This is a genomic window from Silvania confinis (assembly GCF_025564085.1).
Taxonomy (GTDB): Bacteria; Pseudomonadota; Gammaproteobacteria; order Enterobacterales; family Enterobacteriaceae; genus Enterobacter; species Enterobacter confinis.
In genome coordinates, this window is sequence record NZ_JAMGZJ010000078.1 from 996,999 (window position 1) to 1,011,786 (window position 14,788).

Here is a 14,788-nt window from a genome sequence, read left to right on the forward strand (position 1 = left end):
CTCCCGTTAGCCTGCAGCGTTGGCCAGCATCTGCGCTTTGACGCACAGTTCCGCCGCCTTAAAGGCGTGTGCCTGGGTCATGGCGTTTTCAGTGCGATGAATACAGTCGAGGATCAGCGCGCCAAAGTAGGGGAATCCAACCTGTCCGGCCACCGGAATTCGCCATCTTTATTCACCAGATAGACCACATCCTGTTCGCCACGGGTGATATCAACGTATTTGCGGATCTCTATGTAACCTTCGGTGCCCAGCAGCGTCAGGCGACCGTCGCCCCAGCTGCTCAGCCCGTCAGGGGTGAACCAGTCACAGCGGAAATAACCGCTGGCACCGTTTGCGCCTTTCAGCATCGCATCGCCAAAATCTTCAAATGCAGGATACTGTGGGTGATTGACGTTGCGCACCTGGCTTGCCACCACGCTGGCCTCGCTGTTGCCGGTATAAAACAGGAACTGCTCAATCTGATGGCTGCCGATATCGCACAGAATGCCGCCGAAGTAGCGCCGATCGTAGAACCACGCCGGGCGACCCTGGCCTTCGCGGTGTGGGCCGGTACCCAGCGTCTGCACCACTTTGCCAATGGCCCCTTGCTGCACCAGCTGTCCGGCAAACACCGCGCTCTCAACGTGCAGGCGTTCGCTGTAATAGACCGCGTATTTTTTGCCGGTTTTCGCCACCATGGCTTTGGCATCCGCCAGCTGTTCCAGGCTGGTGAGCGGGGCTTTGTCGGTGAAATAGTCCTTACCGGCAGCCATTGACTTGAGCCCCAGCGCACAGCGCTCGGACGGGATTGCGGCACCGGCCACCAGATGCACTGCCTCGTCAGCGAGGATCGTCTCCAGCGAATCGGCAATTCTGGCCTGCGGATACTGCTGTTTAAATTTATCCACTTTCGCGGGATCCGGGTCGTAGACCCATTTCAGCGTGGCACCTGCTTCAATCAGCCCGTTGCACATCCCGTAGATATGGCCGTGATCGAGCGCGGCGGCGGCAAAAATGAATTTCCCCTCCTGCACCACGGGTTGCGGTTTGCCCACCGGGGCGTAATGCATTCCATCATTGCTGGTCATGTTCAGATTCCTCGGTCCAGATTTTTGCCCAGTGGGATTGCGCCCACTTCGTTGAAGTTAGCCACGCTGGCAGATTTTGCATAAAAACGAGGGGCGAGGGCGTTCATCCCGCCAGTACGGTAAAACGGATCGTCAGGGGGGATCGGCAATGCAACCACCGCGCGGGTAATCGCCGACTTATAGATGGCGGTAATCAGCTCCAGGGCGCGCTTACCCTGCTCGCCGTCGACCCGCGGGGCGCGGACCTGTTCGATGCTCTGCAGCAGGTCGTGGATTTGCCCGGTGTGCAGCGTCCATTCAAGCGGAGGCGTCTGCTGGAAGACGGCGTTAAGCTCCGCTTCACGTTGAATATCGTGGGCGGTCTGTGGGAAGCCGTTATCGGCGCTGACGCTGGCAAACGCCTGCCACGGCGCGGAGATACGCGCTTTGTCACCCTGAATAATGATTTTCTGCTCTTCACCGTGATGCACTACCGATGCGGTGAGCTGAGTCAGGGCACCGTCAGAGTATCTGAAGATGGCGGCGCTGAGATCTTCGACTTCGGCGTTGTCATGCGCGACGTTGCTCATCATCGCCACCACTTCGCTCGGGAAACCGAGCAGCCATTGAATAGCATCAATGTGATGGACGGCGTGGTTGAGCGTGCAGCCGCCGCCTTCTTTTTCCCAGGTGCCGCGCCACCACAGGTCGTAGTAGCAGTGGCCGCGCCACCAGAACGAATCCACCTGCGCGTGGCAAACCTTGCCCGCCAGTCCCGAATCCAGCGCCGCCTTTAAGCGCCAGAAAGCATCGGTAAAGCGGTTTTGCGCAATGATCGACAGCGTTTTTCCGCTCGCCCGCTGGGCGGCGATCATTGCATCGCACTCTTCCAGCGAGGCGGCCATCGGTTTTTCACACAAGACATGGCAACCGGCATGCAGGGCAGCAATGCCGATCTCCGCATGCACGTACGGGGGCGTACAGACATCGACAATATCGATGTCGGGCTCGGTCGCCAGCATCTGCTGGTGACTGGCGTACACCCTGGTGTCGGTCAGGCCGTAGCGCGCTTTCTTCTCGTGGGTTTTTTCCGGGTAGATATCTACCAGGGCAACAATCTGGCAGCGCGGGGCAAACTGTAAGTAAGCCTGAATATGGTTATGCGAGATATTGCCTGTTCCCACAATCGCGATTTTTAACATCGTTTAATCTCCGGGGGTTACCAACTGCCTGACGCATCTAAGGTGCGACTGGTGGCGGCTTTATCCGCAGAGGTCGCAATACGTTGCTGCAGCAGCGATAAATACAACGCTTCATCCAGCGGCAATTCGACCCAGGCGTCTGTCCAGCTGGAAAGGTGCATTGCATTGGAGAGCGTCAGCCCGCGAATGCCTTCCTGACCCGGAGCTATCAGCGGTTCACCGCGCAGGATAGCGGCGCAGAAATTGGTGGTAATAACCTGATGGTCGCTGCACTCCGGCGCAACGGGGATGGAGACTTCCCAGCACTCGGGCTCGCCAAAGCCATCCTGCCAGCGGGCGTTAAACGCGGGTTCGGACTCGCGCAGCCGCCAGTAGCGCAGTTTCCCTTCCTCGACCACCACTTTGCCGCGATCGCCGACAATCTCCAGCCGATTGGTCCCCGGCGTTTCAGCTACGGTCGTGATAAACACGCCGGTGGCACCGTTAGCGTATTCCGCATAGGCAGTGACCTCGTCTTCCACTTCGATGTCGCGATGTTGACCAAACTGGCAGAACGCGCGCAGACGCACCGGCATCCCAACCAGCCACTGCCAGAGGTCGAGCTGGTGCGGATCCTGATTGAGCAGTACGCCACCGCCTTCACCTTTCCAGGTGGCACGCCAGCCGCCGGAGTTGTAGTAGCTCTGGGAGCGATACCAGTTGGTGATAATCCAGCAGGATCGACGAATGGGGCCCAGTTCACCGCTGTCGATGAGGTCCTTCACCTTGCGGTACAGTGGGTTGGGGCGCTGGTTGTACATGATGCCGAAGACCACGTCACACTCCTGCGCGCAGGCGTTCATCTCCCGGACCTGAGCGGTATAGACGCCAGCCGGCTTTTCGCACAGGGTATGGATGCCGTGACGCATCGCCATAATTGACAGGCGAGGGTGATCGTAATGCGGGGTCGCAATAATCACCGCGTCGATAAGCCCACTCTCGAGCATCTGCTGCGCTTCGCTGAACAACGGGATGGATTCGCCCACCCGTTGGCGAATGGCCGGATGTTTTTCAGGCGCATTGTCGCAAACGGCCGTCAGCGTCGCATCCTTTACGCTGCCCGCTAATAGATAACGGGCATGAAGGGTTCCAATATTACCGATACCAATAATGCCAAACCGTACTTGTTTCATCTCGCACCTTACTTTCACATTAAAAGAGGGTTGAGGTGAAAATAGGGAGGGGGCATTCTGGCGGCAAGGGTAATTTATGGTTAAACTTCCAGCTTGTCGGGCATAATCAATCATCTTGATTTTTATATATAATAATCATGTAGTTACATTGCAAATATTTGCAGTCAATCAATGTGAATGAGGTCACATTATGTCAGACAGACTAAAAATGAAGGAAATTGCGTCCCTGACAGGTTATTCCATCAGCACGGTTTCGCGGGTATTAAGCGGTAAATCGTACGTCAGCGATCGCGCACGCGAGGCCATTGTTCATCAGGCGCTGGAATTGGGTGTGCTGAATTCAATGGTAAGTGGACGCTTATTACTGAACCGGATTGCGGTATTTGCGCCGGAAAGAACTTTTCAGGGACGGGGCGATATTTTTTACCTTGAAGTGACCAAGGGGATTTCCGAGGCCTGTGCATCGCATAGAGTGCGCATTAGCTATCACGGGCTGGAAGAACAACGCGCCGATCTGCAAAAGTTTCTGCAAAAAGCCGGTAATAAAGAGACTGATGCGATGATTCTTATTGGCATCGATGATGTCACCATCTTAAAGCTTGCCAGCACGCTGAATAAACCCTGCGTGTTAATCAACTCTGTCGACCGCGAGATGGCGCTTGATGCCGTTTCGCCCGACCATCACGCCATTGGCTTTACGGCGCTGCGGCATATTTTTGAAACCGGGCATCGACGTGTTTTGACGATCACCTGTTTACGGCGGCAAACCCTCTGTATGCGCCTTGAGGGTATCAAAGAGGCTTATCGTCTGTTCCATGTCCCGTTTGATCCACAGCGTGATGTATTGGTCACGGAAGGCTTCACGGCAGAAGAGGCAGAGCATTCATTGGATGAGTGGCTTTCCGGCCACGATCGTGAATCCTGGCCGGACGTGATATTCACCAACAGCGTGGGGATGACCGGGGGCGTAATCGCTGTGCTGCAACGCCATGGGCTGACTGTTCCGGGTGATATCTCGATTATTACCACCGACGTCGCCTGGAATTTACAGAATCCGTCTACTCAGCCGATTACGGGGGTCACGGTTCCCTGTCGGGACCTGGGTTTTGAAGCGGTTCATTTACTGCAGATGCGCCTGAGTCGACCGCAGGCCCCGGTTTATAATGTGCTGCTGCAAGGCAAGGTTATCGAACGTGGGACGGTGAGCAACGCCACACGGCATGCCGCCCGCAGCGAGCAAGGGCTGATTTAGTCCCATCATTTACGGTACAGGCTCCCCTGGCCTTTTCTGGCGCGCTCCCACAACGTCTCATCGCTGATCGTGGTCTGTATGAGTTCTATCGGCACGCCGCTGTCGTTAATCACCGCCACAAAGTAATCATCAATAGGCTCGTAAGGCCCGAGAATGACCTCTTCCCCGGCAATCGCTTCCGCCAGACTATCGACTTTAAAGGCCACATGCGGAACGGTCTTCAACAGGGGGTGTAACGGTGAGTCTTCTGTAAACTGATGCCACTGTACTCGAAATTTACCGGGGTTATCCAGGGTGTACATCCCCGCTTTTTCACTATAGGTAGCATGCTCCAGCTCCGTGTTAACGGGAATGCCAAAGTGATGAAAAGTATACTGAATGTTGTCTTTCATTGAATTTCCTACAATACCGCCTAACGTTGGGTAAATGATTGCTGCGGTACGCTCGCGCTGACGTTAGGTTTGCATAACAGGATCCTGATAAGCTCCGTAAAGGGAACGGGCTTATAGAAGTAGTAGCCCTGCAAAAAGGTTATGTTATTGCGGTTAAGATAGTCGAGCTGTTCCTGTGTTTCCACTCCTTCGGCCACTATGCTTATCGAGAGTTTGCGCGCCAGCTCCAGTACCGAATCCAGGATCAGCGTCGAGTCCTCATGGGCATTAACCCGGCCAACGAAACTCTGGTCAATCGGATTAGTTATAGATCAAACTGAAGGTGGCCAGACTGTCGGCTTGCCCGGCGGTGACCTGCGGAGCCGTTCGAACATACTGCGCGTCATAGTTAAGGCTGAACTGCGTCTGGTTCGCGCTGTTGGTAAAGGCTTCTACTGCTGTGCTGTTCAGCGGGACAGGTCGCCCCTGAGCGGCACCATAACTGTCGCCGTAAAGGATACGAATGCCTGCGCCCGTGGCGGCACCTTCCTGCTGGCTTAGCGTCAGGACATCATTGTTGGCCCCGTCTTTTTCAGTCGGACCAAAAAAGCCTATCTTCACGGCGTTCACTTGTGATGACTCGCAGATAAGCGGGATCGTAAAACGGTGCTTTTCCCCCTCAATGCCGTTATTAAGATCGCTGACGCTACTCTGGCCCATATTGACGCTAATGTTGTTGTCAGAAATGTAGCAACTGGACTTGTGTACTTTCAGGTCTGTTGCCGCCACCTCTACGTTGACGCCGGCCTCCGAGATAACGCTGCCGTTGGCATCTTCCAGGATCAGTTTCCCCGCCCTGATTTGCCCACTGTTGGGTTGTTCATAGACAATTTCCTGCGCGGTTTTATAGAACACCACGAAGAATTGGGTGGCCATTTGCGAGGGATCGCTGGTGCTACATACCGCGACGTTGTCATCTCCCGCCGCGATGTAGTGGACGGGCTGACCCGCACAGTGCGTGGTTTCCCGCACGCCAACGGCAAAACCCACGCCAGGAATATCCGGGACCTCATAGACGGATGCCGGTGCGCCCGTGCCGTTAGGCGCGACGCCGCTCACGCCCGAGACGGTTAATCCGTTATCCGCCACAAAACGCATTGTCACCGGGCCGGTGCCTTCGGCACAGTTATAGAACGAGCGATTCTCCTGGCCCAGAATCGCGCCCGACAGCATCGAACCGGGGGGCAGAGTGGGATAATCGGTAATCGAGTAATTCTGGAAGTTAATCACCGCATCGCCCATCGTTGGGGGGCACGTCTGTCCTGCCATCGCCAGTGACGAGTAAGACGTAAAACAGCTCACTACCACAGCCAATAGCCAGAAGATACCTGAACGTTTTTTCACATTTCTCTCTTTTGTTAGTCGCATGTTGCAGCCAGCTGTCGGACCGGACTGAACGCCGTTGCTGCCGGTAAGGTGAGGGGAGTCGAACAGCGCATTGTCTGGCCCTGCTGGTGCCAGTTGGCATGGAGCGTTCCGTGAAGCGGCACGCCGCTGAGATAAACCTGCCCGCCGTCACCCACGATACCGATGCTGGATTTTGCCTCTTCATTTCCTGATACAAAGGCGTTGGCGCCAAACGGCAGGGGGCGACCATGCCAGGTGAGCGTAATAAGGGTTCTTACCCCGACATGGGTGTGATAGTTCGCCAACACCACCGCACCGCTGGTGGGCACGACCGTCTGACTGTTTTGTTCAAGATCCACCTCATCCATCAGGGTCTCGGTATCCAGGGAGAGCGTATTTTTGTGATACGCCGACAAGGTTGGCATCACGGCGTAGCCGCGGGAATCCGTATGAACATGGGTTGCCCCTTCAATCTGCACATCCGACGCGCCTTCCGCGCGGATCAGACCGAGGGTGTCGCCGAGACTTTGACTCAGCGTCACCCCGTACTGCGTCGCCACCACGCCACCGGCAGCACCGTAGTTGAGACGGTTGTTATCGCGATCGTGGCTATAGCCGATGTTGGCGCTGCCCGATCCGCCGTGCCAGGCCAGCGCCAGGTTGCTGTTTGCGCTACGCGCTTGATTATCAAAACCTTGCTGAAGGTTGTAGCTCAGCTGATTATCTGCAAGCGCCGTTCCGTACAGCGAGACCTGTTGCGTGGTGTGGCCATCAAGATTGTTAACCAGACTGTAGCTGGTGGTGCCGCCGGGTAACCAGCGGCTCAGCGGTACGCTGACGCTCAGGTTGACCGAGCGTTCATTGTCACTGTCATTATCACTAGAGCGCGTCAGGTAGTATCCCAGGCTCCAGGATATGCCTTTGTAGTTGGCGTAATAGCCCAGATGAACGGTCTGGTCCACGGCTGACGAGTTCCAGTAATTCTGCCGATAGAACGAAGCGCTGACGTTACCCCATGCGCCAAAATTCTGCGTCAGACTGAGCGTGGTCCGGTTACGCCGGTTTTCAACATGACTGTCGGGATCCCGATAATCATTCGCTTCACTAAAACTGTAAAAATCGCGGGTGGTGTAGTGATTACTCGACAGATCAAACGACGTATCTGTGGTGGCAAAATTTTTATGATACTGGGCGCGGAGCTGCTGACCCTGGGCTTGTTGATTGTTCGGGAGCTGGGCGCGAGCCGCAAGGGTATCGACGCCCAACGCACCCAGTTGGCCGAAATCCTTGCCAATGCCGAGCGCCAGCGCCTGATAATGGTTAGATAACTCCGCGCCGCCATACAGCGTGAGGCTGGCGGGCAATCCATAGAATGCAGAGGCCTGGATAAAGTTCGGAGTATCACCTTCGGCATCCGGGCTGGTGTATTTCCCGGCGCTGGCGCTGAATTTCAGCCGTCCCTCACGCAACATGAAGGGCACTGCGGACCAGGGTTGGGTGAATTTGCGCTCACTGCCGTCACTTTCGCGCACCGTGACTTCAAGATCGCCACTCTGGGCGGTAGGAAACAGGTCATTGATGACAAACGCACCGGGGGCAACATAGGTTTCATAAATAATGTAGCCGTGCTGACGAACGCTGACGCGGGCGTTGCTGTGTGCGACGCCGCGTATCGTGGGCGCAAAGCCGCGTTCGCTGTCGGGAAGCATATTTTCATCAGAGGCAAGCTGGATCCCCGTGAACTGGAAACTGTCAAACACCTCACCAGAGGTATAGCCGTCACCCAGCGTCAGCTCGCTTTTCCACGTTTTAATCGCACGCTTGATCGAGGTACCCTGCGTCTGCCAGTGCTGACCGGAGCCGAACTCAAACGACGACGCGTTGCGTAATCGCCACGCTCCGAGGTTAAAACCCGATCGGAGATTGAGATAATTGTCGTCGTTATGAAGATGGTTGCCGTTGGTTGCCGATCCCGTCAGGTTGTAATCAACAAAGGCGGCGGGGATGCCTTCATCCCACTGTTCGGGCGGAATATAGCCCCGACTTTTTTGCCGCATGGCCGCCTGTGGGATGCTGAAGTCCAGACGATTATTCGTGAAATCAAATTTTACCGACGCATCCGGGATAAATTTGCCCGGCTCGGAAAAGGTATCCCCTTCATGCAGTGCCGCAAATGCCGGAAAGGCCTCGGTATTAATACCTAAAGTGGCCAGATAACCGACATCCAGCAGCGGCACCAGCTGGTCATCCCGCTGGATAAAGTCCAACTCACGGCTGTCGACCTGCGTCTGATTAACGAAAACCAGCACCTTATAGCGACCGGGTTTTTGTCCGCCTTGCCGGGAAAACCAACTCAGGTCACTGGCTTGCTGCTGCCCGGAGGTGATCTCTAAGGCGTGCGGATCGAAATAATCGTCGGCCCGCGCGTGGCGCACGCTGCAGATGAGCGTCAGTGTCCCGGTCAGGATAACCAGCGGGAACCGGGCAAAGTGACGCGGGAAGAGGGGATTCATAAGTTGTTGAAACGCGCAGAGATGTCACTCACGAAGCGACCATTCAGGACTGGGTGGCCAGACGCGTCAGCCCACCAAAATCGTTGATAGCTTGCCAGCTCACGGGGCCCGCACAGGGGACACTCCAGTGATGATCGGCGAGCGGATCGACCATGCCGGGTTCGTTTAACTCACGAGTCCCAACCTTGATGCGATAAAAGGAGACAAACCACGGCGAGGGATTGTGGACGGTCAGCGTGTTGCCGCTGCAGGTAAATGTCAGCTGCTGGTATGCCAGTGCGGGGTTGCCTGTTAAACCTTTCGGACGATAGAAGATCTTAAATTTAGACTTCACGTTGATCTGCAGTTTATTGCTGTTGGCTTTTGGGGTCGGCGCGATGTTCTTGACGCTGAGCCAAAAAACGGACTCGTGGTCGGCAGGCAAGGGGGTGCCCAGATAACTTATTCGCAGCGTATTTTTTTGTTCTGCATCGAGGCGAAATAATGTTGGCGTCACCACGAACGGCGGCGTGGGTTTATTATCACCATTGAAGTTTTCCACCCATGACTGAATTAAATAAGGTGTGTCTTTCTCCATATTGGTAATAGAGAAAGCCACCTCGCGCTGGCCTTGCGGATATACGACGCGGGTTCCTCCCATGACGACGCCAGCGTGCGCTGAAAGGGTATAGCTCAGTGATAAAAACAGCGTCGCGATTATTTTGTTGTTCATGTTGTTCCCCGAGAGGTTAATAAGCAGAGCTCCCCCTGCTTATTTAACCGATCAGTTATATACCATCAGGAAGTTCGCATCGGCATCGGCTTCACCGGTCGTTACCGTGTCGGCGGTGGCGTTATAGTTGGCGTAAAAATCGAGGGTTTTGGAATCTTCACCTTCAGCGAGATCGACGCGTTTAGAGATATCGCCGATCTTGATCTGCGTATTGCGATCGCTTTCGTACAGTTTTACGGCCACTCCGGTAGCGGTATTTCCGTCACTGTCGACTGCTGAATTGAGGCCCAGCAACGCGTTGTCCGTCGCGTCTTTGGTGCCATCAAACAGCACGGCAACGGATTTCACCGAGTCCGGGCAACCCTCAACGGAAATGTGGAAGGGGGTGCGCGTGGTCTCTTTTTGCGTGGCAAAGTACGAGGCAGCCCATGTACCGAGTTCCACAGTCTGGCCCGCAGTATCAGCGCTGACATTACACGACGCGTCAGTAATTTTGCCGGTGAAATGCACCACGCCGCCCGTACCCTGGGTGCCTGCATCGTTGCCCGGATTGGTGTTGATATCGTTATCGCTATTCCCTGATGGAAGCGCAGCCAGCGTATTCGCACTGACCATCATCAGCGTACATACGGTCATTGCCAGAATACTTTTCTTATTGATCATGCTCACTCATCCTATTTTACTTAACACATCCATCTTGATAAATTCTCAGCGGTTTTTGTCTTGTATTCGCCGTGAATAAGAAACAGCGGAATGCTAACAAACAACGTACAGCGGCTTTATCGAAAAGAGATTTAAAAATAAATTATGGTGGGTGAGATAGCGGGAATAAGCATTGGCCGCCCCAATAATGAGTACTGATATACACAGGCTATGATTAGTCTTATACTTCAGGGACATACGCATCCTGTATGATCAGGATGTACCTGCAAGCCGTATCATTCGGGAGAACAGACCATTTTCACTGCATCCCTGATTCAAAATATCCGCATGGAAAAATCGCTGATCGCCTCCGTGTGTTTCGTCATGAGCAGCCTGTTTACTGGCGAAACGTATGCGGTCACCCAATACACGCTGGACTGTCCCGGAAGGGACAACATTGTGCTGGAACGAGCGCCTTATAAACTGAACACCATTGGATGGGATGATAAATTTTTCGTCGGCAGTGGTGACAAAAAGCTGAAGCTAATCAGCAATGCTTCTCTCCATATGATGACCTTTACCAACGGAGATCGTCTTATCTATGAGGATGATTTCGCAAACGTTTATATGATTTATGCGGATACCAGTAAGATTCACACCTGCCTGGTACAGTCGTCCGAATCCATCGATCCGCAAGCGCTGCCACATGTAAGATGGAAGTCCGAAAGTAAGGCTTCTGACTCCGAGAGCTGACATCCTCATCATTTCGCAGGACGCGCGTTTCTTTTTTACAGCTCAAAGGCTGCTCCCATCATTAAACAGTCTTTAAGCTGTATTATTGATTTAACAGCTTTTAGGGTGTATTGTTAATAAAACAGCTTAAAGGGTGTACAAGACCCAACTCTGCGGCCAACTTATGATGAACAGTGTTTACCCGGTTAAGACGCTCTCCCAGCTGCGCCCCTTGCTCCTGGGTTTTCGCAAAGCAAATGGGCTGACGCAGAAAGACGTGTCAGAAAGGTTAGGGGTAACGCAACAGACTTATGCACGCCTGGAAGCCAACCCTGCCAGTGCAAGTATTGAACGCCTGTTCAAAGTGTTTACCGTACTGGGCGTGGAGATCAACCTCTCCTCAGGGACCGTCTCAACAGAAATAAAGCCGACGCAAGAAACCGATAAATTATCAAATTCGCCTGCCAGACGGGAGAAATGGTAACGCTATGAGCCGCAGACAACAGCGTTTAGCAAAAGAGTGAAGGGGGGATTCTTTACCCGCAACAACTTGCAGAAAGTGTATTTGAGGGAATGAGGCAGCAATGCAGGCGTCTGACTGAGACACAGTGAGGCATTCTTCTCATGCCGGCACATTTTGGCTGCAACATACACCGGGAACTGCTATGCTGTATATAATTACAGTATAAGGGGCGCGTCATGGCTGTTGAAATAAAATTTGTTGTCGTAAGAAAAGGTGAAGAGAAAATGACATTTGCCAGTAAGAAAGAGGCTGACGCGTACGACAAACTGCTCGACATGGCAGATGCGTTCACCGACTGGCTGTTGCATAGCGGAATGGAGATGGATGAAACGCAGGCCGAGAATCTTGGGCTGTATCTCGCCGAGCAGAAAGAGACCGTGCAGCATATTCTGCGTACCAGCAAGCTTCCCGATCTCAATGTCGCAGCTGCAGCAGATAAAATAGAGTCAGATGCCGACGGCAGTAAAAAAATCAGAGCCGTTGACGCTGCCTGATTGCCAGCACACATCATTACTGAACCTGACGCCGCGAGTGGGAAACTGCTCGCGGCTTTTTTCAGTTCTTAAGAAAAATCACATAAGGGGCTCTACATGTCTTTTTTCACAACTAACAACTGGTTTGTGTGGGCTTTGCTTTCGGCCGCTTTTGCAGCAATGACGGCAGTTCTTGCAAAGATAGGAATACAGGGCGTTGATTCAGATTTAGCCACACTCATCAGAACGGGTTTTATCATCATAATTTTATTTGTATTTGTGACTATGACAGGTAAATGGAGCAACCCACTCACGTTAAGCGGTAAGACCTGGTTGTTTCTTCTTCTTTCCGGATTAGCCACTGGCGCATCATGGGTCTGTTATTTCCGTGCATTAAAAGTTGGCGAAGCCTTTAAGGTGGCACCTGTAGATAAGCTGAGTGTTGTGCTTGTCGCCGTTTTTGCCTGTATTTTCCTGGGGGAGCGCCCATCACTCCGTGAGTGGATTGGACTCGGGCTGGTGGCTCTTGGCGTAGTGACGCTATCACTCCGTATATAGTTACCCTCGAAAACGTAATTAACGTTGAAACAACCAGCTTGATGGAATCAGCGCTTGAGAAGGCGCTGGCAAATCCCTACGCATTACAATTCCCTTTTTATAACAAAACTTCACATCACTGTGTGAATTGGTATTTTGCAATATAATTATTATTCTTCAATGCATTGATGGTAATTCCTCAATCCGATAGTGCTTCTGAAATGTGACGATACGCATCTCTTTGTGAATTTTTTTGCTGCAAACTCTCTCATATATTCACAACATAACGGGAACGAGTTATGACGTTACAGCTGGGCATTATCGCGGATGATTTTACCGGTGCGACCGACATTGCAAGCTTTATGGCCCAGGCTGGATGGAATGTCATTCAGCTAAATGGAATCCCTGCTGAGGCCGTTGATATGACCGGACTCGACGCCATTGTGATTTCATTAAAAAGCCGCTCCTGCCCGGCATCAGAGGCCGTCGCATTGAGCAGACAGGCCGCGCTGTGGCTTAACCATCACGGGTGCAAGCGCCTTTATTTCAAATATTGCTCCACCTTTGATTCCACGCCTGAAGGCAATATTGGCCCAGTCACCGACATGCTGTTGCAGTTGATGCAGTCCAGCTTAGCGGTACTGTGCCCGGCGCTGCCCGTTAATGGCCGAACGGTAACCGCCGGACATCTGTTTGTGAACGGTCAGCCGCTTAACGAATCAGGTATGGAAAATCACCCCTTAACGCCAATGACTGACGCCAATTTGATGCGCGTCATGGAGAAGCAGGCGTCAGGGGCGTGCGGGCTGGTTCCGCTGAGCTGTGTACATGCCGGTAACGTGGCCATCCAGGCAAAGATCACTGAGTTGCAAGCCGAGGGGAAACGCTACGCGGTGCTGGATGCGATGACCGAAGAGGATTTGCTAACGCTGGCGGCGGCTTTGCCTGAAGGGGTGTTGCTCACCGGCGGGTCGGGTCTGGCCGGTGCGCTGGCAACGCTACAGCCCGGGAATGGCCTGAATGACGCGACCGAGCTGTTCGCAACAGCAGGCAAAGCCATTGTGCTGGCTGGTAGTTGTTCCAGCATGACAAACCAGCAGGTGCAGCACTATCGCCAGTTAGCCCCATCCAGGGCGGTTGATGTGCCACGTGCGGTTGAAGACAGCAGCGCCTATCTCGAGGAGTTGGTTGACTGGTGCCAGTCGCAGTCCGGCGCACTGGCACCGATGATCTACGCCACACGCCCGGCGGAGGAGGTCAAAGCGCTGCAGGCACGTTTTGGCGTGAAGGTGGCGGGCAGCGCCATTGAGAATTTACTGGCATCACTGGCGGTCAAACTCAGTCAGTCGGGTGTGAATAAAATCATCGTAGCGGGTGGCGAAACCTCAAGCCTGCTGGTGCAGCGCCTCGGTGTCAGCGGTTTTACTATTGGCAAGAGCATCGCGCCGGGTGTTCCCTGGGTGAAAGATGTGAACCGTCCACTCTGGCTGGCGTTGAAATCCGGCAACTTCGGTGATGAGCGCTTCTTTGCCACCGCCCAGGAGATTTTTCATGAACGATAATGCATTACGTGAGCAAATGGTGAACCTGGCGCAGTCGCTGTTCATGCGCGGATACAGCAGCGGTGGGTCAGGCAATCTGAGTGCGCGCCTGCAGGACGGTGGCTATCTGATCACCCCGACCAATTCCAGTTTAGGTTCTCTCGATCCAGCCACCCTGAGTGAGCTGGATAAAAACGGCAACTGGCTGAGCGGCGAAAAACCCTCAAAGGAAGCATTGATGCACCTGGCGTTTTATCAACAGCGGGCCGATGTTGGCGGTGTGGTGCACCTGCATTCTACGTGGTTAACGGCGCTCTCCTGTTTACCCGGGCTCGATGCCACGAACTGCCTGCCGCCCATCACGCCTTATTATGTTATGCGGGTCGGCAAACTGCCTTTAATCCGCTACCTGCGTCCCGGGCATCCTGAACTGGCAGACGAAGTGGGCAAACAGGCCAGCGGACATAACGCGATGCTGCTGGCGAACCATGGGCCGGTTGTGGGTGGGTCCAGCCTGCGTGAAGCCGTATTCAATGCGGAAGAGTTAGAAGATACCGCACGTCTGTGGTTTACTTTACGACCGCACGGCTTGGTTACCCTTACGGATGAGCAGGTTGCGGAGCTGCACACCGCGTTTAATACAAAAAAGGCGAGTTAAGTTCTCT

The 14,788-nt window shown here is 53.8% G+C and carries 14 protein-coding genes and 2 pseudogenes; 7 read left to right on the top strand and 9 right to left on the bottom strand.

The genetic code is table 11. The features are described from left to right. Positions 1–6: 6 nt before the first annotated feature. From M8013_RS22755 to M8013_RS22765, 3 genes and pseudogenes are all read right to left on the bottom strand, one after another. Positions 7–1,067 (bottom strand): annotated as a pseudogene (locus M8013_RS22755) (Gfo/Idh/MocA family protein). 2 nt (positions 1,068–1,069) lie between these two features. After that, the gene (locus tag M8013_RS22760) at positions 1,070–2,248 is read right to left on the bottom strand and encodes a Gfo/Idh/MocA family protein (protein ID WP_271270012.1); all 1,179 of its coding nucleotides are present in this window, start codon (positions 2,246–2,248) and stop codon (positions 1,070–1,072) included. 17 nt (positions 2,249–2,265) lie between these two features. Continuing rightward, a complete protein-coding gene (locus M8013_RS22765; protein WP_271270013.1) occupies positions 2,266–3,420 on the bottom strand; it encodes a Gfo/Idh/MocA family protein in 1,155 nt (384 codons plus the stop codon). A 190-nt stretch (positions 3,421–3,610) separates the two neighbouring features. On the opposite strand from M8013_RS22765, the gene M8013_RS22770 reads away from it, so the two are divergent. Beyond that, positions 3,611–4,672 carry a LacI family DNA-binding transcriptional regulator gene (locus tag M8013_RS22770; protein ID WP_271270014.1) on the top strand — a complete coding sequence of 354 codons (1,062 nt, stop codon included), beginning with the start codon at positions 3,611–3,613 and terminating at the stop codon, positions 4,670–4,672. Positions 4,673–4,677: 5 nt separating this feature from the next. Here the strand turns inward: M8013_RS22770 and M8013_RS22775 are convergent, their stop codons facing one another. The 6 genes and pseudogenes from M8013_RS22775 to M8013_RS22800 all read right to left on the bottom strand — a co-directional run bounded on the left by M8013_RS22775 (position 4,678) and on the right by M8013_RS22800 (position 10,338). Continuing rightward, positions 4,678–5,064, bottom strand: coding sequence for a VOC family protein (locus M8013_RS22775; RefSeq protein WP_271270015.1), 387 nt, complete (start codon positions 5,062–5,064; stop codon positions 4,678–4,680). A gap of 20 nt (positions 5,065–5,084) precedes the next feature. Next, positions 5,085–5,360, bottom strand: a pseudogene (locus M8013_RS22780) (EAL domain-containing protein); the annotation flags it as partial. A 4-nt stretch (positions 5,361–5,364) separates the two neighbouring features. Next, positions 5,365–6,447, bottom strand: coding sequence for a fimbrial protein (locus M8013_RS23565; RefSeq protein ID WP_271270016.1), 1,083 nt, complete (start codon positions 6,445–6,447; stop codon positions 5,365–5,367). A 14-nt stretch (positions 6,448–6,461) separates the two neighbouring features. After that, positions 6,462–8,963, bottom strand: coding sequence for a fimbria/pilus outer membrane usher protein (locus M8013_RS22790; RefSeq protein WP_271270017.1), 2,502 nt, complete (start codon positions 8,961–8,963; stop codon positions 6,462–6,464). A gap of 43 nt (positions 8,964–9,006) precedes the next feature. Beyond that, positions 9,007–9,675, bottom strand: a complete 669-nt coding sequence (locus M8013_RS22795; RefSeq protein WP_271270018.1) for a fimbrial biogenesis chaperone — start codon at positions 9,673–9,675, stop codon at positions 9,007–9,009. Between the two features lie 51 nt (positions 9,676–9,726). Then, on the bottom strand, positions 9,727–10,338 hold the full coding sequence (locus M8013_RS22800) for a fimbrial protein (protein WP_271270019.1): 612 nt from the start codon (positions 10,336–10,338) through the stop codon (positions 9,727–9,729). 327 nt (positions 10,339–10,665) lie between these two features. Here M8013_RS22800 and M8013_RS22805 point away from each other — a divergent pair, with 327 nt between their 5' ends. From M8013_RS22805 to otnC, 6 genes are all read left to right on the top strand, one after another. Beyond that, positions 10,666–11,070, top strand: a complete 405-nt coding sequence (locus tag M8013_RS22805; RefSeq protein ID WP_271270020.1) for a hypothetical protein — start codon at positions 10,666–10,668, stop codon at positions 11,068–11,070. Between the two features lie 166 nt (positions 11,071–11,236). Continuing rightward, entirely contained in the window at positions 11,237–11,533 is a 297-nt protein-coding gene (locus tag M8013_RS22810; protein WP_271270187.1) for a helix-turn-helix transcriptional regulator, read from the top strand. Positions 11,534–11,748: 215 nt separating this feature from the next. Next, positions 11,749–12,066 carry a YebG family protein gene (locus M8013_RS22815; RefSeq protein ID WP_271270021.1) on the top strand — a complete coding sequence of 106 codons (318 nt, stop codon included), beginning with the start codon at positions 11,749–11,751 and terminating at the stop codon, positions 12,064–12,066. Positions 12,067–12,162: 96 nt separating this feature from the next. Next, positions 12,163–12,603 carry an EamA family transporter gene (locus M8013_RS22820; RefSeq protein ID WP_271270022.1) on the top strand — a complete coding sequence of 147 codons (441 nt, stop codon included), beginning with the start codon at positions 12,163–12,165 and terminating at the stop codon, positions 12,601–12,603. A 278-nt stretch (positions 12,604–12,881) separates the two neighbouring features. Further along, positions 12,882–14,144 carry a 3-oxo-tetronate kinase gene (gene otnK, locus M8013_RS22825; RefSeq protein ID WP_271270023.1) on the top strand — a complete coding sequence of 421 codons (1,263 nt, stop codon included), beginning with the start codon at positions 12,882–12,884 and terminating at the stop codon, positions 14,142–14,144. Further along, the gene (otnC, locus tag M8013_RS22830) at positions 14,134–14,781 is read left to right on the top strand and encodes a 3-oxo-tetronate 4-phosphate decarboxylase (RefSeq protein WP_271270024.1); all 648 of its coding nucleotides are present in this window, start codon (positions 14,134–14,136) and stop codon (positions 14,779–14,781) included. The genes otnK and otnC overlap by 11 nt, the downstream gene beginning before the upstream one ends. Positions 14,782–14,788 lie beyond the last annotated feature (7 nt).

Coding starts and splice junctions, on each gene's coding strand:
- M8013_RS22760 (WP_271270012.1), bottom strand. CDS start 2,248: ATGTTAAAAATCGCGATTGTGGGAACAGGCAATATCTCGCATAACCAT.
- M8013_RS22765 (WP_271270013.1), bottom strand. CDS start 3,420: ATGAAACAAGTACGGTTTGGCATTATTGGTATCGGTAATATTGGAACC.
- M8013_RS22770 (WP_271270014.1), top strand. CDS start 3,611: ATGTCAGACAGACTAAAAATGAAGGAAATTGCGTCCCTGACAGGTTAT.
- M8013_RS22775 (WP_271270015.1), bottom strand. CDS start 5,064: ATGAAAGACAACATTCAGTATACTTTTCATCACTTTGGCATTCCCGTT.
- M8013_RS22790 (WP_271270017.1), bottom strand. CDS start 8,963: ATGAATCCCCTCTTCCCGCGTCACTTTGCCCGGTTCCCGCTGGTTATC.
- M8013_RS22795 (WP_271270018.1), bottom strand. CDS start 9,675: ATGAACAACAAAATAATCGCGACGCTGTTTTTATCACTGAGCTATACC.
- M8013_RS22800 (WP_271270019.1), bottom strand. CDS start 10,338: ATGATCAATAAGAAAAGTATTCTGGCAATGACCGTATGTACGCTGATG.
- M8013_RS22805 (WP_271270020.1), top strand. CDS start 10,666: ATGGAAAAATCGCTGATCGCCTCCGTGTGTTTCGTCATGAGCAGCCTG.
- M8013_RS22810 (WP_271270187.1), top strand. CDS start 11,237: ATGAACAGTGTTTACCCGGTTAAGACGCTCTCCCAGCTGCGCCCCTTG.
- M8013_RS22815 (WP_271270021.1), top strand. CDS start 11,749: ATGGCTGTTGAAATAAAATTTGTTGTCGTAAGAAAAGGTGAAGAGAAA.
- M8013_RS22820 (WP_271270022.1), top strand. CDS start 12,163: ATGTCTTTTTTCACAACTAACAACTGGTTTGTGTGGGCTTTGCTTTCG.
- otnK (WP_271270023.1), top strand. CDS start 12,882: ATGACGTTACAGCTGGGCATTATCGCGGATGATTTTACCGGTGCGACC.
- otnC (WP_271270024.1), top strand. CDS start 14,134: ATGAACGATAATGCATTACGTGAGCAAATGGTGAACCTGGCGCAGTCG.